Here is a 23,379-nt window from a genome sequence, read left to right on the forward strand (position 1 = left end):
AATTCAGCGCAGTGTCTCCTTAATTTCGCGCGCGAGATTCGCATCCCACATGGCTCCGGTGGCGCTCATCACGGCGTTCGCGCCAGCCTCACGGTACGCCTTGTAGTCGTCAGGACGGATCACGCCGCCCACGCCCACGATGGCGAAGTCGAAGCCGAGTTTTTCACGGATGGCGGCGAGCCTGCCGACCATGTCGAGACCGGCGCCACGAATGGCGTTGCCGCACACGCCGGAACGGTCACGTCCGACTCCCGGCAGCGCCTGGTTGCCGTTCGCGTCCACCAGGCGCGCGGAAATCGTGTTGATGGTGGAGAAGCCTTGCACGGTGCCATGTCCGACGGTTTCCCTGACCATGGTTTCCAGGTCGGTGTCGTTGGGAATGTAGGCGAGTTTCACGATGAGCGGGCGATCGCCGATTTCGTTTTTCACGGCTTCCGTGATTTCCCCCACCAGATGCGGGTCGTGGCACAGCAGGCGATTGTGACCTTCGTTGGGGCAGCTGGTGTTCATTTCCATCAGTCCGGCTCCGGTTTCCGTAACCAGATGCGCGGTGGTGACATGGTCGGCGATGTACGCCTTGCGGTCCATGCCGTCCACGCGGGAACCTTGGAAGCTGGGCACGAGCAGCTGCCCGTCGCCGGCGGCGGCGATCGCCTTCTTCATGTCCGGCTGCCATTCGTCGGGGTCACGCGACGGCACGCCGAAACTGTTGGAGATCGAAATCGGAAGCTCATATCGGGTGTCGGCAAGCACGCCTTCATCCAGTTCGGCGCTGCCGGGAACCAGCGACCCGTCTGCGTTCTTCGGATGCACGGCGAGCACGTTCGGGAAGGCGTTGCAACCCCACGCGCGGGAGCGGACCGTCTTGTACACCGCCAAATCGAAACCCATGCGGAAGGCGGCGGTGGTGAACCGCTCGTTCAGCAGCGGACCGGCGGGAATGCCAAACGGCAGGTTCACGCGGAAGCCGAGGAATTCCTCGGCCTGGTCGGACGACTGCGACTGGGTGGTCTGTGCAGACTGCGCGGAGGCGCCGGCAGCGGAATCGCCCTTCATCACTTCGGCGAACGCACCGAACGGCCCCTGCAGATAGTTGTCTTCATACGTGCGATTGACGTCGTAAAACGGCGCGAAACTCTGGCTCATACTGCTCCCCGAAATTGTTCTCGTGTCATGTTTTGGATATGCGATGCGAACACACGAAATGTCATGTCCACTGTAACGCGACACACGTCCCGCCTGCACGCCCCGTCTCACCTTGGAAACCTCCTTGGCTAGGACTTCCCCAGACGAGTTTGGGCTCTCGATCCAGGTCAAGTCCAGAGAACCGGAACGCCGTCATGAGCCGGTATGCTCGGCAAGACGGTACTTGCGTCCGCGTCCGACGCCTATTGGTTCAATAACACCGTCTTTCACCAGTGAGGCCAATATCTCCCGGGTACGGGTGAGGCCAAGCCCCAGCACCACAGCCAGATACGAGGTGGGTTGCGGTCCGCCGACCGTCAACGCATAGGTGATTTTCTCCAACTGGCTTTGCGGCCTGATCGCATTGCCGAAATCGGCAGGTAGGGCCACGTTCTTGCCGAATGTGCCGACCATGTCGTTCAAACGGTCAGCCCCGCGAGCGCCAATCCTATGGACCGTACCAGTGCCATGCTCCGAATTCCGCATTGTCGGCGACTCCGCACCAACAGGGCCCCCGCCATCTGCAGAGACTCCGGGAACAGCAGAAGCTCCGGCGATCATGGAATCTCCGGCGATCTTGCGCGGATACAACGTAAGCTGCACACGCCCCGGATCGTCGAACACTTCCAATTCCGGCGCGGCGGTTCCTGCGAACAGGCAGCCTTCACGCATCACGTCAAAACCACTGCCCGCCTTTTCTCCGATGCCAATCAGATTGAACATTTTCATCAACGTGGGATTCCGCGTATCCGAAATGCCGCCTTGCATCACCTCTTCGGAGGAAAGACGCAGGCTGCCGGGATTCGACAATACGATTCTGTCGTAATACTGAATGATCACCGTGCCCCGGCGAATGAAGTAATCGGCATGAACGAGCGTGTTGGTGACAGCCTCACGAACGGCCTTATCCATCAGATTGTCATCAATCCTATGCAAATCGGCATCAAGCTGGAACGGATGGGCAACAGCCGACCGCAGACGATTGACCACCTTGCCCCAAAAATCGTACAAGTTGCCCGACCAAGTGCCATCATCCGACGTGAATCGGTCATTCCACCGCTCCTGGTCGTCCATGACCTCGCGATAGTCCAGGAAATAGTAGGGGAATTCGGACGTGATTCGCCACGCCTCACCGAACATCAGCAATCCGGCTCGTGTGGGACGCACCTGAGAACCATCAAGCCGCAACGCTTCGATGCGAAGCAGGAAATCCTCATCAGACAATCCGACCCATGGATGGCCGGGCCGTCTGTTCTTGAACTGCCGACGATATGATGCGACGCTATCCGCGTTGAGCGCGTCAGCACCCATGCCTTCAACAATCGTTCTGTCCAAGGGAAGCAGGTCACTGTCCCGAAGCATGGCACGAACCGTTTCCTCATCGCACAGATAATCGCCATCGCCATTACGCCGGTATGAGCCCGTCATCGGATTCTGGCCCACGTACACGGGAATACAGTCCCTCGCCGCACGAGGAATGTCGATGGAAATAACATCTCCCTGCGAGGTATGGCGAATCACCACGTCGTTGTCGCTCAGCACAACGGCACTGACCTTCGATGGATCATGCACCATGTTCCAAAAATCCTGCGCCATGTTCCGCGCATCATCTACTCCGGTGATATACAAAGAATGATCTTCATGCTCGGACACGCCCAGCAGAATCAGCCCACCTTCGGTATTGGCGAAGGAGCTGTACGTCTCCCATAAACTGTGGGGCAGGCCGCCCTTGGCACGTTTCGCTTCCAAACGGTTGCCTTCACGCATCCGAGGAACCTCCCGGGACCACCAGGCATCATCGTGCTCGCTACCGTCCATTGGCCATCACCGCCTTACCTACCACGCGTTTTACGCTCGTTTTGCCGCCGCTTTGCCGTCGTATTATGATTTTACCACCGCTTTGCGCGCGCTTTGCCACCGCTTTGTGGAATTTGCTGTTGGCGGAAAGGTGATGGAAGGTAAACAAAAAGCCCGGCTTGGGTGCCGGGCTTGGGAAAAGTTAGATGTGGTTGCGGTCAGCCAATGATGAAATGGGCTACCGTCGCGATCAGCCAACGGGCCTATCTGCAATTACGGACTGCGCTGCGCGCAGGCTCATTGCTGCCCTCGTTTCGGACTCGGGCAAGGCCCTGTCGGCAGTGCACTGCACTGCCGACCAGCCATCGCGTCAGATGATGCCGCGATCGGCCAACGGGCCTTGCCAATCAGGGTATTCACCCTCACGGGCGGATTCGATCGGCTGTTCCGGCTCGCGCTTGACCGGCAGGGTCTTCGGCTTGAACGGGAACTTTTCGGCGCGCATCTTCTCGTATGCGATGATGTCGTCTTCGTGCTGCAGCGTCAGGTCGATGTCGTCGTAGCCGTTCATCAGACGCCAGCGGGTGTAGTCGTTCACTTCGAACGGCAACGTCACATCGCCGCAGGTGACGGTACGGTCTTCCAGGCTGACGGTCATTTCGCGGCCCGGCTCCTCGTCCAGCAGCTTCCACAGCAGCTCAATGGATTCCTGCGGCATAATTGCGGCCAGCACGCCGTTCTTGGCGGTGTTGCCGTAGAAAATGTCGGCGAAACGGGAGGAAATCACCACGCGGAAACCGTAATCGTGCAGCGCCCACACGGCGTGCTCGCGGGAGGAACCAATGCCGAAATCCGGGCCGGCCACAAGGATCTTGCCCTGCTTGTATTCCGGCTTGTTCAGCACGAATTCCGGGTCGCGGCGCCACGCGTAGAACAGGGCGTCGTCGAAGCCGCTTTTCTTCACGCGCTTCAGGAACACGGCCGGGATGATCTGGTCGGTATCAACGTTGGAACGGCGAAGCGGCACGGCCACGCCGGTAAGGGTAGTCAGTTTTTCCATGTCAACAAATCCTTCGATTGCCTATCGATATTCGATTTCGATATTTCGATTACTTACGATTGCGTTCGCAGCTTCCGCTCGCAGCAGGCTCACAGGTCGGCCGGCGAGCAGATGGTGCCGCGGATGGCGGTCGCGGCGGCAACGGCCGGCGACGCCAGATGCGTGCGCGAACCCTTGCCCTGACGGCCTTCGAAGTTGCGGTTCGAGGTGGAGATGGAACGTTCGCGGGCCACCATCTTGTCCGGGTTCATGCCCAGGCACATGGAGCAGCCGGCGTTACGCCATTCGGCGCCGAAGTCCTTGAAAATCTTGTCGAGGCCTTCCTTTTCCGCCTGCAGGCGCACGCGGGAGGATGCCGGCACCACGAGCACGCGGTGGATGTTGTCGGCCTTGTGGTGGCCCTTCATGATGGAGGCGGCCACGCGCAGATCCTCAAGACGGCCGTTGGTGCAGGATCCGATGAACACGGTGTCCACGGCGATGTCCTTGATGCGCATGCCCGGCTTCAGTCCCATGTAGGCGATGGCACGCTCGGCGGCGGAACGCTCGGTCTCGTCGTTGAAGGAGGCCGGATCCGGCACCACGCCGGAGATCTTCACGCCCTGGCCCGGGTTGGTGCCCCACGTGACGTACGGCTCGAGGTCTTCGGCGTTGATGGTCACTTCCTTGTCGAACACGGCATCGTCATCGGTCTTCAGCGTCTTCCAATATTCGACGGCCTTGTCCCACATCTCACCTTCCGGCGCGTGCGGACGGCCCTTCAGGTATTCGAAAGTCACCTCGTCCGGGGCGATCATGCCTGCGCGGGCGCCGGCTTCGATGGACATGTTGCAGATGGTCATGCGGGCGTCCATCGACAGCTTCTTGATGGCTTCGCCACGGTATTCGATAACGTGGCCCTGGCCGCCGCCGGTGCCGATCTTCGCGATGATGGCCAGAATAATATCCTTGGCGGTGACGCCCTTCGGCAGGTCGCCTTCGATGTTCACGGCCATGGTCTTGAACGGCTTCAGGCTCAGGGTCTGCGTGGCCATGACGTGCTCCACTTCGGAGGTGCCGATGCCGATGGCCATAGCACCGAACGCGCCGTGGGTGGAGGTGTGCGAGTCGCCGCACACGATGGTCATGCCCGGCTGGGTCAGACCCAGCACCGGAGCGAACGCGTGGACCACGCCCTGGTCAGCGTCGCCGAGCGGGCACAGACGCACGCCGAAATCCTTGCAGTTCTTTTCCAGCGTGCTCAGCTGCAGCGCCGAAGTCTCGTCCGGATTCGGACGGTCGATGTCGACGGTCGGCGTGTTGTGGTCTTCCGTGGCGATCAGCTGGTCGACGTGACGTGGCTTGCGTCCTGCCAGACGCAGACCTTCGAACGCCTGCGGGCTGGTCACTTCGTGCATGAGCATCAGGTCGATGTACAGCAGGTCGGGAGCCCCATCGCTACCCTTGCGTACCAAATGATCGGCCCAGACCTTCTCGGCCAATGTAGTTCCCATTGTGGGACCTCCTCAGATTTTTCCTCACTAATTTCCTCGCGGCTATTGCCTTGCCGCATTCTTCGTGCTATAAGCCTATGGGCTTGAAACGGGTTCGAGGTCCTTCATGCCGGTATATGAGATATGAACGAGGGACGAGCGCGGCAAACGCGGAAAAGTTACTTCCCGTCTTCTTACGGCATATGCGCAATCGTTGAAATTTCAGCATTTTCCCAGCTTCGCCAGCCGGTGGAAGCAAGGTAAATAATCTGCTTTACCCCAGTCGCGAACCACATACATTTTGCATTTCAATATGTGAGATGGCATAATTCAGCGTATGACTTCTTCTTCGAATACGAGCAACGCCATGCCCAAAACGCAGGCCATGAACGCCACGAACGAGGCAAACGGCAATTACGCAGCCACCCCGCAAAGCAACGAAATTCATTCCGGGGTCGGCGTGCTCGACAAGACAGTCAAGATTCTCGACGCTCTTGAATCCGGCCCAGCCACACTCGGACAGCTGGTTTCCGCGACCGGTCTGGCTCGTCCGACCGCGCATCGTCTTGCGATCGCGCTGGAACGTCACCGTTTCGTTTTGCGCGACCAGCACGGTCGTTTCGTGCTCGGATCGCGATTCGCGGAACTTGCGGCCGCAGCCGGCGAGGACCGCCTGTTGACCGCCGCCGCGCCGATTCTGCAGACCCTGCTCGACCGCACCGGCGAATCCGCGCAGATCTACCGCCGTCAGGGCGATCAGCGCGTCTGCATCGCAGCCGTCGAGCGCGCGTCCGGCCTGCGAGATTCCATTCCGGTTGGTGCGATGCTGTCCATGGAAGCCGGTTCCGCAGCCCAGATTCTGCTGGCTTGGGAGGATTCCGAACGTCTGCATCAGGGTCTTCGCCACGCCAAGTTCACTGCGGCCAAGCTCACCGCCGTCCGCAAGCGCGGCTGGGCCGAGTCAATCAATGAACGCGATGAGGGCGTGTGTTCGATTTCCGCGCCGATTCGCAACGCGTCCGGCCAGGTGATCGCCGCTATTTCGATTTCCGGCCCGAACGGCCGTATGGGCGCCAATCCCGGCCGCCGTTACGCGCCGCTGGTCATGGCCGCCGGAAAGTACCTCACCGACGCGCTGATCAAGGCCTCTTCCGGCCGCTGACAGGTCCGCGACCAGTCGCATACGTAACGTAAAAGCTGACGATGGAAAGTTCCCATCGTCAGCTTTTTTGTATTCATTTCAAAGCTAAAAGTCGGGAAAAGGAATAGTCACCGCCGGAAAGGCTACCGGCGGAACGACTAGTCAACAAACAGCTACCGGCGAAACAGCGAGACCAGCTTGTTCCACGTCTTGCTCCACCACGTCGGCCTGTGGAGCAGGTCCATGCCTTCCGAATCGGGCTTCGATTCGCTGGTCATGCCGTAGGCGTAGGCCTTGCCCGCGCTGGGTTTGCCCACCAGCTCGTCGTATTCCAACAGCTGCGTGCGCGGCTCGTACGGGTGGCGGATGTCGAATTCGAACAGTCGAGCGGCACGCTTGGCCGGCACCGGGCCGTATGAGCCAAAACCGCTGGTCGGCGAGGCGACCATCATCATCTGCCGGTCACCGTCGATTCCGACCGGCACGGAACCGACGAAGGCGTTGCGGTGGTCGTGCCCGGCGGAAATCGCAAAATATCCCGCCTTGTCAAGGATTGCGAATTCGCCGCTGTCGGCATCCGGGCAGCTGACGCCCTCCCCCAGATAGCTTCCGGGCTGCGTTTTGTCTTCGTTGAGCACGAAATGCCGCCCCGCGAAGTTGCGGTATCCTTCAATCGCGCGCGCAGCGGTGGCCGCGACCGGCTTGAGCAGGCGGTAATACTGTTCGATCGGGAAATGCTGGAACACCATGCATGGCAGCGTGGACGGCGTCTTATGCGGTTCGTGCGGCAATTCCTGCGCGTCTTGCCGATCTTGCTGCGATTGGGGCGATTGCTGGTATTGCGATTGCGCCGCCATCAGCCCCGGCGCATCCGCCAGGAAGCGCAGCGCGGCTTCCGACGGGCTTCCGTAGCCGCCGGAACGCGCGTAATCGCCCGAATCCAGCAGGACCAAGCCCAACACGTCATACGTGCGATCGACGTCCGTCACCGACAACGCGAATGTGCCGGGCGCGCACGCGATCACAGGCTGTTCCGGCAATCCGAAGTCCTGTTCCATATCACCGACATCATGTTTCACACCATGTTTCACGGCGATGCCCGTCGTGCCGTCGGCAGCGCGTTCCGGATTGATACACCCTGGGAATTCGCGGCAGATGCTTTCGATCTCGTCATTGTCGAGCCCGCACTGGAAGTCATGGTTGCCGAACGTCACAGCCCACGGCACGCCGCGGTCGGCAAGCGGGTGGACCAGTTGTTCGATGGTGGCTCGCACCAATTCGCGGGTGTGTTCCAATGCGGCCGCATAGCGTTCCCCGGACGCTTCGGACGATGCGGATGCCGGACGCGCGTCCCAGCGACGCTTGCGGAAGGTCAGCGCGTATGCGGAATCATATCCGGCGATCTGGTTGCCGTTGAAAATAACAAGATCGGGGCGTGTGGCGTCAAGCGAGGCCTCGATGAGGCTGATGGTGTCTTTGCTGACTTTCGGCCCGTCTTGGATGTCGGCGAATTGCAATACGCGGAATTTGCCGGACTGGTGGAATTGCAGGCGGCCGAGCCGTGCGGATACGGAAAGCGGTCGACGGTCCCCCTCTTCCGCTGGTTGGATGCGCGGGCGCGTGGCTTTGGCGGCATGCTGCAATTCGGTCATACTTCTAGGGTAATGCAACATTGGGCGATTACATGTGCGATTCACGCAGGGCGTCAGCAGATTGCGCTGCCACATCGCATCCGGCAAAATCCATCAACCCACCGCCCAAAGCGACGTGAACAGACAGGTGCGAAAAACAAAAAACCCTCGCATCTGCGAGGGCTCATTGGCTGGGATGCCTGGACTCGAACCAAGAATGGCTGAACCAGAATCAGCTGTGTTGCCAATTACACCACATCCCAATTTGGCTGGCGTGGCAACTTCAAAAAGTTGTCCGTCGTACCCCCGACCGGATTTGAACCGGTGTTGGCGCCGTGAGAGGGCGTAGTCCTAGACCGCTAGACGACGGGGGCTTGAGTTATCGCTGTGATTCTCAGCTAGGCTGTGAACCGCAACGAGTGATAAATATACGCGAAACAGCACAGTCGCGCAACTTACGGCGTGTCGCGCTATTTTCCGCCATTCCGCACCAGCCTTCCGCATAAACGAAAACCCGCCGAATCACTCCGGCGGGTTTCCATCATTCAGCTAACAGTCAGCAGCTCAACGGCTCACAGGTGCTCGCGCAGGCCCTTGAGTCGAGCCATGGCAACGTCCTTGCCGACGATTTCCATGGATTCGAACAGCGGCGGGGACACGCGGCGGCCGCTCATGGCCACGCGCACCGGGCCGAAAGCCAGACGCGGCTTGTAGCCGCCGTCTTCGACCAGCGCCTTGTTCAGCGTCTCGTGCAGGAAGTCGGTCTTCCAATCACCCTCAGCAACGGCGTCCAGCGCCGCGATCGCAGCGTCGAGCACGGCCGGAGCGGAATCCTTCAGCTGCTTCTTGGCGTCGGCGTCCGGCTCGATGTAGCCTTCGGTGGACAGCAGGGAGCCGACCATGCCGGCCACTTCGCCCAGCAGGCGCACGCGCGGCTGGACCAGCGGAGCGGCAGCGGTGAGCACCTCACGCTCACGGTCGGTCAGCGCGTCCCAGGAATCGGCGGACACCACGCCGTCACGCTTGAGGTACGGCACGGAACGGTTCAGGAAGTCCTGCGGTTCGAGCATGCGGATGTGCTCGGCGTTGATGGAGATGGCCTTGTCGATGTCGAAGCGGGCCGGGTTGGCCTTGACGTCACGCACGTCGAACTTCTCGATCATCTCGTCCATGGAGAACACGTCGCGGTCGGGGGCGATGGACCAGCCCAGCAGCGCCAGGTAGTTCAGCAGGCCCTCACGGATGAAGCCGTTGTCACGGTGCAGGAACAGGTTGGATTCCGGATCGCGCTTGGACAGCTTCTTGTTGCCCTGGCCCATGACGTACGGCATGTGGCCGAACAGCGGCATTTCCTTGGCCACGCCCAGCTCGATCAGGTAACGGTACAGCACGATCTGACGCGGGGTGGAGCTCAGCAGATCCTCGCCGCGCAGCACCACGTTGATGCGCATCATGGCGTCGTCGACCGGGTTGGTCAGCGTGTACAGCGGGTCGCCGTTCGGACGCACGATCACGTAATCCGGCACGGAACCGGCCTTGAATTCGATGCGACCGCGGATAAGGTCGTCGAAAGCGACGTCCTCGTCGGGCATGCGGATACGCAGGGCCGGCTTGCGGCCTTCCGCGCGGAACGCGGCCTTCTGCTCTTCGGTGAGGTTGCGATCGTAGCCGTCATAGCCGAAAGCCTTCGGACGGCCGGCGGCCACGTTGCGGGCCTCGATCTCCTCAGGAGTGGAGAAGGATTCGTAGGCGTAGCCGGCTTCGAGCAGCTTGGCTGCGACGTCCTTATAGATGTCGCCACGCTCGGACTGGCGGTACGGGCCGTCCGGGCCACCCACGTTGATGCCTTCATCCCAGTCGATGCCCAGCCAATTCAGGGCCTCGATGATCTGGTTGTAGCTTTCCTCGGAGTCGCGCTGGGCGTCCGTATCCTCGATACGGAACACGAACGTGCCCTTGGTGTGGCGGGCCTCAGCCCAGTTGAACAGTGCGGTGCGGACCATGCCGACGTGCGGAATGCCGGTCGGGGACGGGCAGAAACGCACACGAACGTTTTCAGGAAGTTCCGGTTTGGTATTTTCAACTTCAGTCATAGGCTCCATTGTGCCGCGCAAACCGGACGTGCCACGACCCAATCGCCGTTTTTCTTCCGCAGCGTTCCATACTGCAATATTTTTCCCTATCTTCACATCGGCAAAGGAGTAATGTATGAAGCGACTTTCTTTATTCTTTAGTCACCGTTTTGTGAAAGGGCACTCTAATGACGGACCCCAACCAATACAATCCGCAGGTGCCGCAGCCGGCACCGCAGTACGGCACGCCGGATTACGGGCAGGCGCAGGCGCCCCAGTACGCCGCCCCGAACTACAACCAGGCACCTCAGTATGGTCAGGCTCCGCAGTACGGCCAAGCACCGCAACCGCAATACAACCAGGCTCCGCAGTACGCTCAGGCCCCTCAATATGGACAGGCCCCTCAGTACGGCCAGGCTCCAGCCGCGAATTACGGGCAGCCGGCACCGCAACCGCAGTCGGGCAATAGCTTCTTCGCATTGACCGCGCCGCTTGACATGCCCGCATATGGCTGCAACCTGGGCGAGGCGATCGTCCGTTTCTTCAAGAAGTACGCGGTGTTCAAGGGCCGCGCCTCGCGTAGCGAGTTCTGGTGGTGGTTCCTCACCTATACCGTCGTCACTTTCGTGTTGAGACTCGTGTTCCGCACGTTGAGGAACCTCACCGATTCCGGCGTGATCGCCACCGTCGGAGACTCGTTCTCCTCCATTTGGGGACTCGTCGTGCTTGTGCCGACCATCGCGCTTGGCGTACGTCGTCTGCATGACATCAACATGCGTGGCACCGTGCTGGCCATCATCTACGCGGTACAGGCGGCCGCCGGAATCTTCTTCGCCATCGGTCTGATCCTCATCATCGGCAGCAGTCTTTCGTTCAGGTCGTTGGAGGCAGGCAACAGCGTCAGCATCGGCGGCGTTGTCCTGCTGATCCTCGGCGTGCTGGCCTTCATTGCCAGCGGTGTGTTCTACTTTGTGCTGATGGCCCGCGATTCCAATCCGGAAGGCGCGCGTTTCGACGCTCCTACGGCTTCCAACGCATGGGCTCCTGCCACGGGCGAGGCTCCGGCAGACCCGTATGCGGCGCAGGCCACCTCGTACGGCAACGTCCCGCTGCCGACCAATCCGGCGGCTGCGGCACCGGCCACGCCGTACACGGCACCAGCGACTCCGGCCGATTCGTACACAGCTCCGGCACCGCAGTATGACGCCGCGCAGCAGCACGCCGCGCCGCAATACGCCGCACCTCAGCAGAATCCGCTGGCGGAGGCTTCGTCCGTACCATCTATGCCTCCGATGCCGGCTGTTCCGACCATGCCTCCGACACCGTCCATTCCGCCGATGCCGGAAGTGCCGGCCCAGTTCCAGCATCCGCACGAGCAGCCGAATACCGACGCTCCGGCGGATTCGGACGCTTCGGCAGTACCGAATGATTCGGCGAACGGCACCGATCAGCAGCTCTGATTTCGCTCTGCCCCCGCCTTATCGCCACACAAAACGTGGCACACCATAACGAATAACGAATAATCCCGGTATCCTGTGCAATCGCAGGATACCGGGATTATTCGTTTCAGATCATTCGTTACGGGTAGTGACGTCGTTGCGGATGTAACGCGTGGGATAGGCGACGGCCACGCGCAATTCGAGCGCAAGCACAAGCGCACGCAACACAAGTACACGCAAAGCCTTCACCGTCAGACGTCACACGACCGCCCGCAACACTTATTCCTCGGTCGGCTCCGAACCGGCCTCTTCCGACGAGTCCGAATCCTCAGACAAATTCGAGTCTGCAGACGAATCCAAATCCGCGTCGGAAGCCGCGTTATCGCCATCGCTCGTCAAATTGTATTTCTTTGCGAGCGCTTCCCTGCTTTTGCGCTCGTCCTCGTCTTTGGCGTCCTGTTCGGCCTGCTTCGGGTCCCACTCCAGGAACCTCATATGCCGCAGCCATTCCTGCCCCGCGAAGAAAGCGAGGTACTTGACGGTGGTGGAGAACGTCAGCGGGTTGAACGAGCTGTCGAACACCGACTGGGGCCGTCCGAACTGGCGGGCGGTGTCACGCAGACCAAACAGGTTGATGAGCTGTTCGGCGTTGATGAAAGTGGGCGGAATCGACAGCTGGTTGCGCATGGAGTTGACGAACAGCAGCACCGGCAGCACGCGGATGGCCTGCTCCTGCGAATCGTCGGTGCCATAGCACATGAGGTTTATCAGCGCGTCGAGAACCGTCATCGAGGCGAGGTAGCGTCTTGCGAATTCGTTGCGGTCCACCGTGGCCGACTGGCAGATGCCGACGTTTTCCGCCACGTCATCGTCGACTTCGAATCCGGAGGCGCTGCGCATAGTGCGTGAGAGGTTCTCCATGAGGTCTTGGATTTCCTTTTCGATTCGGGTCTCCACGTCGATGCCGAGTATTCTGGCGGTTTCCATGAACAGTTCGATGCCGTCGACCCCGTGGTAGGAGGCCATCACGTCATAGGCGCGGTTGGCATCCATCAGCGTGCGGATGATTTCCGGATCGACGCCGGGAAGCACATCCATGCCTTCGTATACGGCTTCCGCAACCGACTGGTCGACTTCTTCGGAGCGTTTCAGCAGCACCTGCGTCATCATGCCGGAGAACATCACCTGCAGGTTCTCCGCATATTTGACATCGTTTTCCAGTTCCTGGTTCGTTTGCAACGGCCACATCTTGACCAGATCGACACCGTAGTCAACTGCCATGGAGACCACGTGCGAGCCGTACATCGAGTCGACGACCTTCTGGTCGTATACAAAAGACATACTTTCTCCTTGTATATCGTGCGGCCGGCCCGAACCGCAGTCATCCCCGACCGCGATTGAGCCACCGCATGTTTTGGTTCACATTATTCGACGTCCGCCGCCGGATCGGCGTACGTAATGGACATTATTTTCCCGGTATTGCAATCGTAAGTGATGGAGGTGATAGAAGCGAGCGCGGTGTGGCGCAACAGCATGTTGTGTTCGGGGTGCCCCGTTTCCAGCATGTGCCGGTAGCTCCAAATCGGCGATTCGTGGCTGACCACCACGATCTGTTTGCCGGGATATTCCGCCACTTTCTCCAGGGCGAAGTCCTGCATGCGATGCGCGATCGACTGGTAGCTTTCGCCCCAGCTCGGCTTCCACAGGTTGCGTACCAGCTTCCAGTTGCCGTTCTTCCACAGCGCGCCTTCGCCGAAGCCGATACGCTTGCCGCGAAATTCGTTGCGCGCTTCGATGAGGCGTTCGTCCGTCTGCAGCTCCAGCGGTTCCTCGCCGCGCAGTCCACGTACCGAATTCAGCGATTCGAGGATCTCCCCCGCCGTTTCGCGCGTGCGTTCCAGCGGCGACGAGTAGACGGCGGATACGGTGTTCAGCTGCGGGCTGACCGCGATGTAATGCGCGGTGGCCTGCGCCATGCGCACGCCCACGTCGGACAGGTGGAAACCGGGCAGCCGCTCGTACAGCAGGTGCCCGGGGTTCTCCACTTTGCCGTGGCGCACGAAATGGATGGTTGTCGCCGGCATATTGGCCGCCTTTCTTGCGTTTCGGACCTGCCGGCCACGTGCTGGCTCAGCACGTTTCGCCGGTCGCCGGCCCTGTGAAAAAATTCGTCGATTCGAATATTGGTTCCTGCCCTAATGTACCGCGTGTCACGACGGTACCTGCGCATAAAGTTGCCTTGGTCAACAAAGACACACAAACAACACGCACCATCCCACCTTTCTCCCCGTGTGCGGCATGTCAAACATGTCAATCGATTGACGTGTTCGGACGGCTGGGGCAGCGAGCTGGTATCGGAAGCGGTTAACCAATAATTCAGGGGAACCACCACCATCAGTCCGCACGCGACGCAAAGCTGCGGACGTCACGAGCGAAACCGTGAGCGGAAAGGAGCGGCAAGCATGACCAACAATGTCCTCGTCGGCGTCAAAGACATCGGCCAACGTCTTTTCGGAGGGTATGCGGAGCTGCTTCGCATACCGCACACCGCGCGATTCTCCGTCGGATCGGTAATCGCCTGCATGCCGTTCCCAATGGTCGGCATGACGATCACGATTTCCGTGCAGCATTACTACGGCAACTATTCGCTGGCGGGCGCGCTGACGGCCGTGCAGGCGATCGCGCTGGCCGTGGCGAGCCCGGTGCTCGGCAAGCTGGTCGACAAATTCGGTCAACGGCAGGTGTCGATTCCCACAATCATCGTGTGGATGGTGGCGGCGATCGCGCTGGTCTCCTGCATCACCGCACGCGTGCCGTCGTGGATCCTGTTCTGCATAGTGCCGTTCATGGCCGCGATTCCGCCGTGGGGCGCGATGAGCCGTCAACGTTGGACGACGCTGCTCAAGGGCGATGCGGAGAAGACGAACCGTGCGCTGTCGCTGTCCGGCGTATTCGACGAGTGCATGTGGGTTATCGGCAATCCGCTGGCGTCCACATTGGCCGTGATCTCCGGACTGCTGGCGTTCTCGTTCACCGGCATGTGCGTGGTGATCGGCGCGCTGATGTTCCTGACGGAGCTTACGACCGAGCCGAAGTCGCAGACCCAGCTGGCCCGCGAGGCGGGCATGACCCGCAAGGAGTACCGCGAGCGCGAGGCCGCCCGGTCCAAGGCGCTGCAGGCCGAGGCCGCGGTGGAGTACGCGCGCAACAAGGCGCGTGCGGAAGGCAAGACGGCGGCCGAGGTGCAGGCTGCGATGGAGAAGGCCGAGGCGGAGGTGAAGGCCGGACGCAAGGAGTCGATCTGGGGTCCGGGCCTGATCGCGGTGTGTGTGACGTGGTTCGGCCTGGGCGCGTTCCAGTCGGCCGCCGGCATTTCGATCGTGGCATTCGCCACCGAGGCGCATATGAAGCAGTTCACGGGATTCGTGTTCGCCTGCTTCTCGTTCAGCTCTCTGATCGGCGCGCTCGTGTATGGTGCGAAAAATTGGACGATTCCACTGTGGAAGCGTTTCTACTTCTGTCTTGCGGTGGTGAATCTTGGAATCGGTTCGTTCATGTTCGCCAAGCATTTATGGGTGATCATGATCATCTACCTGTGCATCGGCGTCTGCCAGGCTCCGACGTGGGTGAACGGCAACCAGCTGATGCTGCACCTGGTTCCGCCCACACGTTTCACGGAGGGTATGGCTTGGATGGGCGCAATGAATTCGATCGGCGGTTCGGTCGGTTCCGCGATCGCCGGACAGTTCATCGACCGCATGGGCTCGCGGGGCGGTTTCATTGTGGTGACGGCGTTGGCGTTGACGTCGCTGGCGATCGCGATGCTTGGTTTCAAGCAGATCAAAGAATCCACCGAACAGCCGACGCTTACCAACGTGAGTGTGTGAACCGTATAACCGAGCCGGCAATCCCAGGAAACGTACGCCAACCGCAGAAAGGCGCGTCCGAATCGCAATAAAAATCCGATTCGGACGCGCCTTTTCGTATGCCGTATACGAAACGCCGCCAGCTACTTCGGCCAGCCCTTCGGCGTGTGCTCCAGCGACCAGACGCCCAGCTTGTGCGAGAAGCTGTTCTCCCACTTGGCTTCCAGCTCCTCCGGGCTCAGGCGGTTTTCCTTCTTCTTCAGACGGTTCGTGGCGTTGGTGTGCGTATCGTCCAACAACCACTTGCGCGTCACAAAGTTCCACACCATCACCACGGCGGTGGCGATAAGCTTGCCCACGTTGGTACGGATCAGATATTCGGCGCTTTGAGAGACATACGCATCATGGTTCATGCCGTATGTGGAAATCCAGATGATGGCGTCGTTCATAAACAGGCCGATCACCGCGCCGACCACGAAGATGACGATCTCCATCCAGCGAGCCATGTCCTCACGATGCTTGAACACCATCTTCATGCTGGCGACATAGTTGAAGATCAACGAGATGATAAACGAGATGGTGGCGGCGAGCACGTTGTGCATGTGGAAGGCGCCGACGAGAATGTTTAGAATACCCCAGTCGATGATGAAGGCGATCACACCCACAATGCCGAATTTCATAAGCTGTTCAATCAGTTTTCTCACACGGGATATTTAACACTCGCGCGCAGACCACCTAAACTTGGGTAACGAAGAACAATATATTTCAACGATTGCAAGGAGCAGCAATGCCAGTCATCCACACGCACGTTTCCGTATCCACCACCCCTGGGCAGCGCGAGGCGCTGAAGACGGCCTACGGCAAGGCGATTTCTGCCGTTCCCGGCAAGTCTGAAGGCTGGCTGATGTGCCCGTTCGAAGACAATATGCCGATTTATTTCGGCGGTGACGATTCCAAGCCGGCCGCATACGTGGAAGTGAATGTGTTCGGCCGTTCCGTGCCGGGTTCCGCCTGGGAGAAGCTGACGGAGCAGATCATGGCCGCGCTGGGCAAGGAGCTGGGCATTCCGGCCGACCGCACATACATCCGCTACACCGCCACGACTGACTGGGGCTGGAACGGTGGAAACTTCTGACGAAGTTCCACCGTTCCTTCGAGGTTTGCCCATATTGCAAACCTCTCACCTCACCTACGGGAAGCACGTCTAGGAAGCTCGCCTGACTACGGCAGGGAAATCGCAATATCAGCACCCCCGACCGCTCACAAAAGCGAGAAACGGGCCTTTTCTACGGGACGTGAGCGAAAAGGGGTATGAAAACCGGCAAAATCGTCAGTAATCATACCCCCTTTTGCTCATAAGAGAGAAAAATCGCCCCATTCCGCAACTCGTGAGCAAAAGGGGGCGCACATGCAAGCACGCCCGCACCCACAAACGGACAACGTAAAGGTATCACCCACGAAAAAAAGCCGCCGGCCCGAACGGGACCAGCGGCTTTGTATTTACGCCGAATCAACGATTAGCGAGCGCCCTCGACGGTACGGGACGTACCGCCACGCGGCGCAATCGCAAGAAAATCAGACGATCTTCGGCATCGGGGTGGTCAGCGACGTGGTGAGGTTCACGTGCACCAGGCCCGCGCCGGAATGCACTTCGACCTTCTTCAGCGTGACGGTGCGCTCGGCTTCCGGAGCGCGGTCGTTGTCGGTCATGGTGGCCGGGGACTTCACCGCGACCAGAGCAAGCGAGCCGAAATCGATGCCCGCGCTGGCGCACAGACCCTCGGCGGCCTGCAACGACTCGGCGAAACCGTCCTTCAGAATCACACGGTCGGCCGGAACGCCATACGCATGCTCGGCCACCCAACGCACGTTCTCCACCAGAGCCATGCCCTTGTGGCTGTGCGGTTCGGCCGGCATAGAACCGTTCATCACGGCATCGACGAACGCATCGAGCTGCGGGGCGAGCGCGTCGCCACCGTCGCGGTACAGGTTGCCGATGATCGGATCGCGGAACTCCAGTTCCTTGGCCGTGGCCTTGAGCGCCGGAATCTGATCATCCTCGCCATCCCACAGGTTGATAAGCGGGAAGGTAGGAATATCAAGACCTTCGAGGCGCTGCACATGGAACGGGTAGCGCCATGCCAGATCCGGATCGTCGCGCCACGTGGAAGCGCGGGTCACGACGATGGCCGCGGACGGCCACTGCGCGCCGTATTCACGGCAGGCGATGTCCAGCCACTTCTGCGCGCCGGCGTCGGTACCATAACCGGCTTCGACGATGACCACGTCATGCAATGCGCACGCCATCTCCACGGAAACCAGCGTCGGAATGCCGATGGACACGTTGGCGAACGGGCCGCCGTGCACGTACACCGGAGAGCCGTTCACGGTCTCCGTCTTGGCTGGCTTCACGGCGTCGCCGAGGATGCCGGTGATACGCCACAGGTCAACGAATTCGCCGAAGGTCACGGCCTTGCCATCCTTCGTGCCGGCGACCATCTTGGCAACGCGCTCGGAGATCTCATCCATGGAACGCGACAGCACAACGATCTGCATGAGCTCGCAGGTCGGGGTGAGCACCACACGCTCAGCCACGTCGCCCTTTCCACGGTCCACTGCGATCTGGCGCAGGGAACGGGACGGCACTTCGGAGACGCGCGGTACGAGGATGGTGTCCAGCTTGCCGTCGTCAACAGCCTTCTCCGCAAAGGAGACCAACAGGTTCTGGGCGGCCTCGATGGCTCCCATTTCACCGCACAGACCCCAGTCGATCAGCTCCGGGTGGGTCAGGGAGGCCTTGCCGCCGCCCGACGCGCCACCCTTGGAACCGGCTGCGGTGATGCCCATGCTCGGCTGGCGCAGCACGGCGGCCGCGTCGATGCCACGTTCGCGCAACGCATCGATCAACGCAATCGTAGTGGTGGTCTTGCCTTCGCCGCGGGACGCCTTCAGCGGGGTGTCGGCGGTGACGAGGACGACCTTGCCGTGCTTGCGCGGCGCATCCGGATTGTTCTTCAGATAATCGAGATAGCCGAACGCATCAATCTTCTGCACCAGACCGTATTGGCTGGTGAAATCCTCAATGCTGGTCACTGGGTTCCTTTCTTGGGAAAGCATTCCGCTGTATGGCGCACAACGTACGCGACAGACATCGCCTATGCAACGCGCGCCGGCACGAGCGGAAAAGCAAAGACGATTGCCATTCTAATAAGCACGCGCCACCAAAGAAAACCGGCTCCCGCACAGCGGACGCGCGCCGACCGTCATACGGAACTGTTTGTGGCGAACGCTGTGCGGAAGCCGGTTGCTACGCGGGTTTTCGTGGAATTTCTTGCGATTGCGCAATCGCAGAAAATATCAGAAGTCGGACATGTGGAAGCCGTTCTTCATGTTCATGCTGGTGGTGTAGAGCACGGAGTCGAGCAGCTTGTCGGTTTCCTCCTTGAGCTGCGCGGCCATGGTCTCGTTGGCGGCGGCGAGCACTTCGCGGGCTTCGCCGTTGCGCACGGCTTCGATGATTTCGTCCGGTTCCATCGGCTGCACGTCGCCGATCTCGTCTTCGGCGTCGAATTCGTCGACCACGCCTTCCACCAGTCGGTCGATCTGCTCGTCGGTGGCGGCTACCATGCGGTGGCCCATGCCGCCGGTCTTCTCCTGGTAGCGCTCCACCGCGTTGGCGGTGTCGGCGAAGCTGGCGTCGCACAGGGCCGCGATGATGCGGTTCTCCCAGTAGAAGTTCTCGGAGGTGACGCGCGTGGTGGTGTCTTCGAGGTACTTCGGCGTGGAGTCGACGTTCGGGAAGAACGGCACGAGCGTGTTGAACGGGTTGGAACCGTAGGCAATCCACTGCACGGCACGGTTGACCTGCGGGCGGTACGGGCGAATCTGCATGACGGACAGCTGGCTCTGACGGTTGATGCCGATCGGACGGAACATGTGGCGCGAATGCTGGTCGCCGAGCTTGCCGTACGGATCGTACGGGGTGCCTTGGTAGTGGGAGCTCAGCACGTACTTCACGTCTTCGATAGTGATCTTGCGATCAGGCTGGCGAGCCCATGGAATGTCGTCCGCGGTCGGCTGGTGGTCGGCGTCCTGACCGTCCCACTGCTCGTCGTACGGGTTGAGGAAACGCTGCATGTACCAGGCGCGCGGGGTGTTGTAGACGTGGTCGGAATCGGAGTGGGAGCCGAACGCGTCGCGCGGGTTGAACGGGGTGACGTTCTCCACGGCCAGGTCCAGATGGTTGCGTTCGATGAATTCGCCGAGGTCCGCGGAGCACATGTGCTCTTCCTGGTTTCCGAGCGCGTCGTCGAGGTCGAATTCGTCGATGCCGAGCTGGTTCGGCATGGTCACGTATGCCTCGTCCGGCACACGCTTGGCGATCCAGTGGTGGCCGCCGACGGTTTCAAGCCACCAGATCTCATCCACATCGGAGAAGGCGACACCGTTCATTTCGTACGTGCCGTACTGTTCGAGCAGCGCGCCGAGACGTGCCACGCCTTCACGGGCGGTCTTGACGTACGGCAGTACGAGGGTGAGGAAGTCCTCTTCGCCAATGCCGCCGGGCACTTCCGGCTCGTAGCCGTCTTCGCCTTCCTTGCCCTTGGCCGGAGTGAGCTCCACGAACGGGTCGGCGCCGAGCACGCGCTCGTTGGTGGTGAGGGTTTCGGTGGCGCTCATGGCCACGTTCGCCTCGTTGACGCCGGCTTCGCCCCAAATGCCTTCCTTCAGATCCGCGTTCGGCACGGCCGTGTACTGCAGCGGCTCGCCCGGCAGGTCGACTTCCACGTGGGACAGCACGCTCTTGTAGTGGCGCGGCTGCTCGTCCGGCTTGACGACGATGAAGCGCTTCGGGCAGAATTCGCCGTTCGCGCTGTCCTCATTGCGGGCGATGATGGTCGATCCGTCATAACTTGCGTCCTTGCCGACCAGAATCGTGGTGCATGCCATATATGTAGGTTCCTTTCGTTTGTTTTGTTTACGTTTGCGGTATTCTTTGGTATTTTCTTGCGATTACGCGGTTTGCGCCTTGCCGGCTGTTCTCGCCGGTTTCGCCGGTCACGCCTTGCCGGTCAGGAAGATAGCGCCTTGGTCCGCGATCGCACCGGAATTACGCAACGCGCGTTCCATCTCGTTGAGCCAGAAGCCTTGATTGAGACCATTGAGAGGCGCGGTGGTGCCCCATACGTGCAGGTAGTAGTCGTGGTCCTGGTCGGGCGGGTACGGACCGTTGTAACGCATGGTGACGGCCGGATCGTCGCTACGGCCTTTCAACAACGGCGATGCGGCGGACGTGCGTCCCTGCACCGTCTCGGGAATCATCGCGGAAACCGTGCGGGAAAAATCGGCCGGAATCGCCAATGCATGTGAATCGTTGAAATCGTACATCAGCGCGTCCACGGGCAGATTGGCGAGCGACCAATGGTTCCACTGGAAGCCGCACACCGGAATGGAATCGGGATCGACGAATTCCCAATGCAGAAACTGCACGGACGGGTCGAGCTCGTCGATATAGAAGGGGAAGGAAACGATCGGAGTGCCGTCGATGCAGTTCTCAGGCGGCGCCGCCTTAGCGAACGCGTCGGGAATGACGGTGAAATCTGCGGAAATCTTCATGCTTCCAGTATCGCGCATGCGCGTGACGCGACGCGGCCGTATGACGCGTCTACGCCGGTGGCGCAATCGACGCAATCGCAGCAATCGACGCAACCCGCAACCGAAACGACCCCGTCCGCGCGGCGATCGCACGGAACGGGGTCATTCCGGGAAACAGGGCCTATCAGAACCGAATCGCTCTCATAGGCACATTTGCAGTGGCGGAACCCTGCGGCCACGATAACGCAGCCGCAAAGTCCGGAATAGCCGAGCGAAAGAAAGAAGGGGGAAAAATCACTCGGCCGGCTTGTAGAAGTCGCCGTTGAGGGCTGCGGCCGCCTTGGCCTTGGCCTCTTCGAAGGTGACTTCGGCGAGGGAGGCGCGCACATCGTCCAGCGCCACCGGGGTCATGGACAGCGAGTTGACGCCGAGACCGGCCAGCACGACCGCCAGATCCGGATCGGCCGCGGCCTCGCCGCACACGCCCACCGGCATGCCCTTGGCGTTGCCCGCGTCGCAGATCATCTTGATGGCGCGCAGCACCGCCGGATGCCATGCGGTCTGATAGTTGGCCACGGAGCCGAGGGTACGGTCGGCGGCAAGGGTGTACTGGGTCAGGTCGTTAGTGCCGATGGACACGAAGTCGGCCACGTCAGCCACCTTGTCGGCCATCAGGGCGATCGACGGCACTTCGGCCATCGCGCCCACGAACTTCAGACCGAAGCTCTTGCCGAGCTTGACGAAGTAGTCGGCCTCATGCTGGTCGGCAACCATCGGGGCCATGACCCACAGGTTCGCGTCGGTTGCGGCGTCGGCGGCGGCGAGCGCCTTGAGCTGGCCTTCGAGCACGTCCATGTGGGCGCGCAGGGTGCGCAGGCCACGCAGGCCGAGGGCCGGGTTCGGCTCGTCTTCCGGAGTCAGGAACGGCAGCGGCTTGTCGGCGCCGGCGTCGAGCATGCGGATCACGACCTTCTTGCCCGGGAACTGGCTGAGCAGCTCGGTGTAGGCCTTGGTCTGCTCTTCGACGCTCGGCGGCTCGGAGTTGCCGATGAACAGGAATTCGGTACGGAACAGACCAACGCCTTCGGCGCCGTATTCCAGCGCCTTCGCGGCATCGGACGGCTTGCCGACATTGGCGAGCAGCGGAATGAGATGACCGTCCTTGGTGGCGCCCGGCTTGCCACGCAGTTCCTTGGCTGCGGCGGCACGGGACTTGGCGGCTTCGGCGGCGGCGATCTCGTCTTCGCTCGGGTTCACCACGATCTCACCCTTGGCTGCGTTGACGATGACGTTGGTGCCGTTCTCAAGTTCGGCGGCTTCGGCGGCGGAGACGACCGCGACGATGCCACGGGCGCGCGCCAGAATGGCGGTGTGGGAGGTCGGACCGCCCTGGGAGGTAACGATGGCCAGGGTCTTGCTCATGTCGAGCGCGGCGGTGTCGGCCGGGGACAGGTCTTCGGCGACGAGCACGAACGGGGTTTCGCTGACCGGCAGGCCTGGGGCGGGAGCGCCCATGAGGTCGGCGATCACACGCTGGCCGACGTCATGCAGGTCGGCTGCACGCTCGGCCTGGTAGCCGCCGATGGCGCGGAACATGTCTTCGACCGCGCCGAAGCCTTCCAGCACGGCGCGCTCGGCGGTCTTGCCCTGGTTGATGAGGTCCTTGATGGACTGTGCAAGGGACGGATCGGAGGCGAACATGGCGATGGCCTGCAGGATCGGGGCGGCCTGCTTGGCGCCTTCGTCGCCGTTGGCGGCTTCTTCGGCGCGACGGTTCAGGTCGGCGTTGACGAGGGCGAGCGACTTTTCGACGCGGGCGATTTCGGTTTCCGCGGAGATGCTTTCGGCGCGCGGAGCGTCCGACGGTTCCGGCAGCGGAGCGGCCATGCGAATGACCGGGCCGACTGCGACGCCACGACCGATACCAACACCCTTAATGTTCATGAGAACTCCTTTTCCTGTTTCCTTGGGAAAAAATATGGATACGCAAACGATTGCAGGATTATGCCTGCCTTGCGTAGGTGAGTTACTGCAATGATCCCCACCGTCTTTGCCGGTAAATCATTTTCAGCCTGCGATTAGTATACACGAAATTCCCGCAAAACAAAACCGGTAAACGTT

The 23,379-nt window shown here is 60.8% G+C and carries 17 protein-coding genes and 2 tRNA genes; 4 read left to right on the top strand and 15 right to left on the bottom strand.

What is annotated here, in order from left to right; translation table 11 throughout:
• Window positions 1-3: 3 nt before the first annotated feature.
• The 4 genes from Q5H31_RS01830 to leuC all read right to left on the bottom strand — a co-directional run bounded on the left by Q5H31_RS01830 (window position 4) and on the right by leuC (window position 5,535).
• Window positions 4-1,146: a diguanylate cyclase gene (locus Q5H31_RS01830; RefSeq protein WP_055054669.1), complete on the bottom strand. Its 1,143-nt coding sequence runs from the start codon at window positions 1,144-1,146 to the stop codon at window positions 4-6.
• Between the two features lie 192 nt (window positions 1,147-1,338).
• On the bottom strand, window positions 1,339-2,934 hold the full coding sequence (locus Q5H31_RS01835) for an ATP-binding protein (protein WP_302457422.1): 1,596 nt from the start codon (window positions 2,932-2,934) through the stop codon (window positions 1,339-1,341).
• Window positions 2,935-3,352: 418 nt separating this feature from the next.
• Window positions 3,353-4,042, bottom strand: a complete 690-nt coding sequence (gene leuD, locus Q5H31_RS01840; RefSeq protein WP_011742714.1) for a 3-isopropylmalate dehydratase small subunit — start codon at window positions 4,040-4,042, stop codon at window positions 3,353-3,355.
• Window positions 4,043-4,131: 89 nt separating this feature from the next.
• On the bottom strand, window positions 4,132-5,535 hold the full coding sequence (gene leuC / locus Q5H31_RS01845) for a 3-isopropylmalate dehydratase large subunit (RefSeq protein ID WP_003807585.1): 1,404 nt from the start codon (window positions 5,533-5,535) through the stop codon (window positions 4,132-4,134).
• 364 nt (window positions 5,536-5,899) lie between these two features.
• Between leuC and Q5H31_RS01850 the strand changes: the two genes are divergently transcribed.
• Window positions 5,900-6,676 carry an IclR family transcriptional regulator gene (locus Q5H31_RS01850; RefSeq protein ID WP_223895346.1) on the top strand — a complete coding sequence of 259 codons (777 nt, stop codon included), beginning with the start codon at window positions 5,900-5,902 and terminating at the stop codon, window positions 6,674-6,676.
• Between the two features lie 152 nt (window positions 6,677-6,828).
• On the opposite strand, the gene Q5H31_RS01855 is transcribed toward Q5H31_RS01850, so the two are convergent.
• The 4 genes from Q5H31_RS01855 to gltX all read right to left on the bottom strand — a co-directional run bounded on the left by Q5H31_RS01855 (window position 6,829) and on the right by gltX (window position 10,379).
• Complete coding sequence (locus tag Q5H31_RS01855) at window positions 6,829-8,307, bottom strand: metallophosphoesterase (RefSeq protein WP_302457423.1); 1,479 nt, start codon at window positions 8,305-8,307, stop codon at window positions 6,829-6,831.
• 167 nt (window positions 8,308-8,474) lie between these two features.
• Window positions 8,475-8,549, bottom strand: a tRNA-Gln gene (locus Q5H31_RS01860).
• Window positions 8,550-8,587: 38 nt separating this feature from the next.
• Window positions 8,588-8,660, bottom strand: a tRNA-Glu gene (locus tag Q5H31_RS01865).
• Window positions 8,661-8,858: 198 nt separating this feature from the next.
• Window positions 8,859-10,379 carry a glutamate--tRNA ligase gene (gene gltX, locus Q5H31_RS01870; RefSeq protein ID WP_035010257.1) on the bottom strand — a complete coding sequence of 507 codons (1,521 nt, stop codon included), beginning with the start codon at window positions 10,377-10,379 and terminating at the stop codon, window positions 8,859-8,861.
• 167 nt (window positions 10,380-10,546) lie between these two features.
• On the opposite strand from gltX, the gene Q5H31_RS01875 reads away from it, so the two are divergent.
• Window positions 10,547-11,818, top strand: a complete 1,272-nt coding sequence (locus Q5H31_RS01875) for a DUF805 domain-containing protein (RefSeq protein ID WP_117759051.1) — start codon at window positions 10,547-10,549, stop codon at window positions 11,816-11,818.
• Window positions 11,819-12,076: 258 nt separating this feature from the next.
• On the opposite strand, the gene Q5H31_RS01880 is transcribed toward Q5H31_RS01875, so the two are convergent.
• Both Q5H31_RS01880 and Q5H31_RS01885 read right to left on the bottom strand, forming a co-directional pair.
• Window positions 12,077-13,138 (bottom strand): hypothetical protein, encoded by a 1,062-nt coding sequence (locus Q5H31_RS01880; RefSeq protein ID WP_117762366.1) that lies wholly within the window; start codon window positions 13,136-13,138, stop codon window positions 12,077-12,079.
• A gap of 83 nt (window positions 13,139-13,221) precedes the next feature.
• On the bottom strand, window positions 13,222-13,881 hold the full coding sequence (locus tag Q5H31_RS01885; protein WP_003807570.1) for a histidine phosphatase family protein: 660 nt from the start codon (window positions 13,879-13,881) through the stop codon (window positions 13,222-13,224).
• A 378-nt stretch (window positions 13,882-14,259) separates the two neighbouring features.
• On the opposite strand from Q5H31_RS01885, the gene Q5H31_RS01890 reads away from it, so the two are divergent.
• The gene (locus Q5H31_RS01890) at window positions 14,260-15,684 is read left to right on the top strand and encodes an MFS transporter (RefSeq protein ID WP_035010266.1); all 1,425 of its coding nucleotides are present in this window, start codon (window positions 14,260-14,262) and stop codon (window positions 15,682-15,684) included.
• A 122-nt stretch (window positions 15,685-15,806) separates the two neighbouring features.
• Here Q5H31_RS01890 and Q5H31_RS01895 read toward each other — a convergent pair whose 3' ends face one another.
• Window positions 15,807-16,343 carry a GtrA family protein gene (locus Q5H31_RS01895; RefSeq protein WP_041777220.1) on the bottom strand — a complete coding sequence of 179 codons (537 nt, stop codon included), beginning with the start codon at window positions 16,341-16,343 and terminating at the stop codon, window positions 15,807-15,809.
• Window positions 16,344-16,450: 107 nt separating this feature from the next.
• Here Q5H31_RS01895 and Q5H31_RS01900 point away from each other — a divergent pair, with 107 nt between their 5' ends.
• Window positions 16,451-16,798 (top strand): phenylpyruvate tautomerase MIF-related protein, encoded by a 348-nt coding sequence (locus Q5H31_RS01900; RefSeq protein WP_011742706.1) that lies wholly within the window; start codon window positions 16,451-16,453, stop codon window positions 16,796-16,798.
• Window positions 16,799-17,238: 440 nt separating this feature from the next.
• Here Q5H31_RS01900 and Q5H31_RS01905 read toward each other — a convergent pair whose 3' ends face one another.
• The 4 genes from Q5H31_RS01905 to ptsP form a co-directional block, all read right to left on the bottom strand.
• Window positions 17,239-18,756, bottom strand: a complete 1,518-nt coding sequence (locus Q5H31_RS01905; protein WP_302457424.1) for a formate--tetrahydrofolate ligase — start codon at window positions 18,754-18,756, stop codon at window positions 17,239-17,241.
• A 264-nt stretch (window positions 18,757-19,020) separates the two neighbouring features.
• Window positions 19,021-20,613, bottom strand: a complete 1,593-nt coding sequence (locus Q5H31_RS01910; RefSeq protein WP_038443941.1) for a C69 family dipeptidase — start codon at window positions 20,611-20,613, stop codon at window positions 19,021-19,023.
• Between the two features lie 108 nt (window positions 20,614-20,721).
• Window positions 20,722-21,279: a YbhB/YbcL family Raf kinase inhibitor-like protein gene (locus tag Q5H31_RS01915; protein WP_237936180.1), complete on the bottom strand. Its 558-nt coding sequence runs from the start codon at window positions 21,277-21,279 to the stop codon at window positions 20,722-20,724.
• Window positions 21,280-21,552: 273 nt separating this feature from the next.
• Window positions 21,553-23,202, bottom strand: a complete 1,650-nt coding sequence (gene ptsP, locus Q5H31_RS01920) for a phosphoenolpyruvate--protein phosphotransferase (RefSeq protein WP_035010276.1) — start codon at window positions 23,200-23,202, stop codon at window positions 21,553-21,555.
• Between the last annotated feature and the right edge of the window lie 177 nt (window positions 23,203-23,379).

This window comes from uncultured Bifidobacterium sp., from assembly GCF_959020155.1.
Taxonomy (GTDB): domain Bacteria; phylum Actinomycetota; class Actinomycetes; order Actinomycetales; family Bifidobacteriaceae; genus Bifidobacterium.

What these genes read in the sequence shown, in the direction of transcription:
- Q5H31_RS01830 (WP_055054669.1), bottom strand. Translation starts at nt 1,146, where the DNA reads ATGAGCCAGAGTTTCGCGCCGTTTTACGACGTCAATCGCACGTATGAA.
- leuD (WP_011742714.1), bottom strand. Translation starts at nt 4,042, where the DNA reads ATGGAAAAACTGACTACCCTTACCGGCGTGGCCGTGCCGCTTCGCCGT.
- leuC (WP_003807585.1), bottom strand. Translation starts at nt 5,535, where the DNA reads ATGGGAACTACATTGGCCGAGAAGGTCTGGGCCGATCATTTGGTACGC.
- Q5H31_RS01850 (WP_223895346.1), top strand. Translation starts at nt 5,900, where the DNA reads ATGAACGCCACGAACGAGGCAAACGGCAATTACGCAGCCACCCCGCAA.
- Q5H31_RS01855 (WP_302457423.1), bottom strand. Translation starts at nt 8,307, where the DNA reads ATGACCGAATTGCAGCATGCCGCCAAAGCCACGCGCCCGCGCATCCAA.
- gltX (WP_035010257.1), bottom strand. Translation starts at nt 10,379, where the DNA reads ATGACTGAAGTTGAAAATACCAAACCGGAACTTCCTGAAAACGTTCGT.
- Q5H31_RS01875 (WP_117759051.1), top strand. Translation starts at nt 10,547, where the DNA reads ATGACGGACCCCAACCAATACAATCCGCAGGTGCCGCAGCCGGCACCG.
- Q5H31_RS01880 (WP_117762366.1), bottom strand. Translation starts at nt 13,138, where the DNA reads ATGTCTTTTGTATACGACCAGAAGGTCGTCGACTCGATGTACGGCTCG.
- Q5H31_RS01885 (WP_003807570.1), bottom strand. Translation starts at nt 13,881, where the DNA reads ATGCCGGCGACAACCATCCATTTCGTGCGCCACGGCAAAGTGGAGAAC.
- Q5H31_RS01890 (WP_035010266.1), top strand. Translation starts at nt 14,260, where the DNA reads ATGACCAACAATGTCCTCGTCGGCGTCAAAGACATCGGCCAACGTCTT.
- Q5H31_RS01895 (WP_041777220.1), bottom strand. Translation starts at nt 16,343, where the DNA reads ATGAAATTCGGCATTGTGGGTGTGATCGCCTTCATCATCGACTGGGGT.
- Q5H31_RS01900 (WP_011742706.1), top strand. Translation starts at nt 16,451, where the DNA reads ATGCCAGTCATCCACACGCACGTTTCCGTATCCACCACCCCTGGGCAG.
- Q5H31_RS01910 (WP_038443941.1), bottom strand. Translation starts at nt 20,613, where the DNA reads ATGGCATGCACCACGATTCTGGTCGGCAAGGACGCAAGTTATGACGGA.
- Q5H31_RS01915 (WP_237936180.1), bottom strand. Translation starts at nt 21,279, where the DNA reads ATGAAGATTTCCGCAGATTTCACCGTCATTCCCGACGCGTTCGCTAAG.
- ptsP (WP_035010276.1), bottom strand. Translation starts at nt 23,202, where the DNA reads ATGAACATTAAGGGTGTTGGTATCGGTCGTGGCGTCGCAGTCGGCCCG.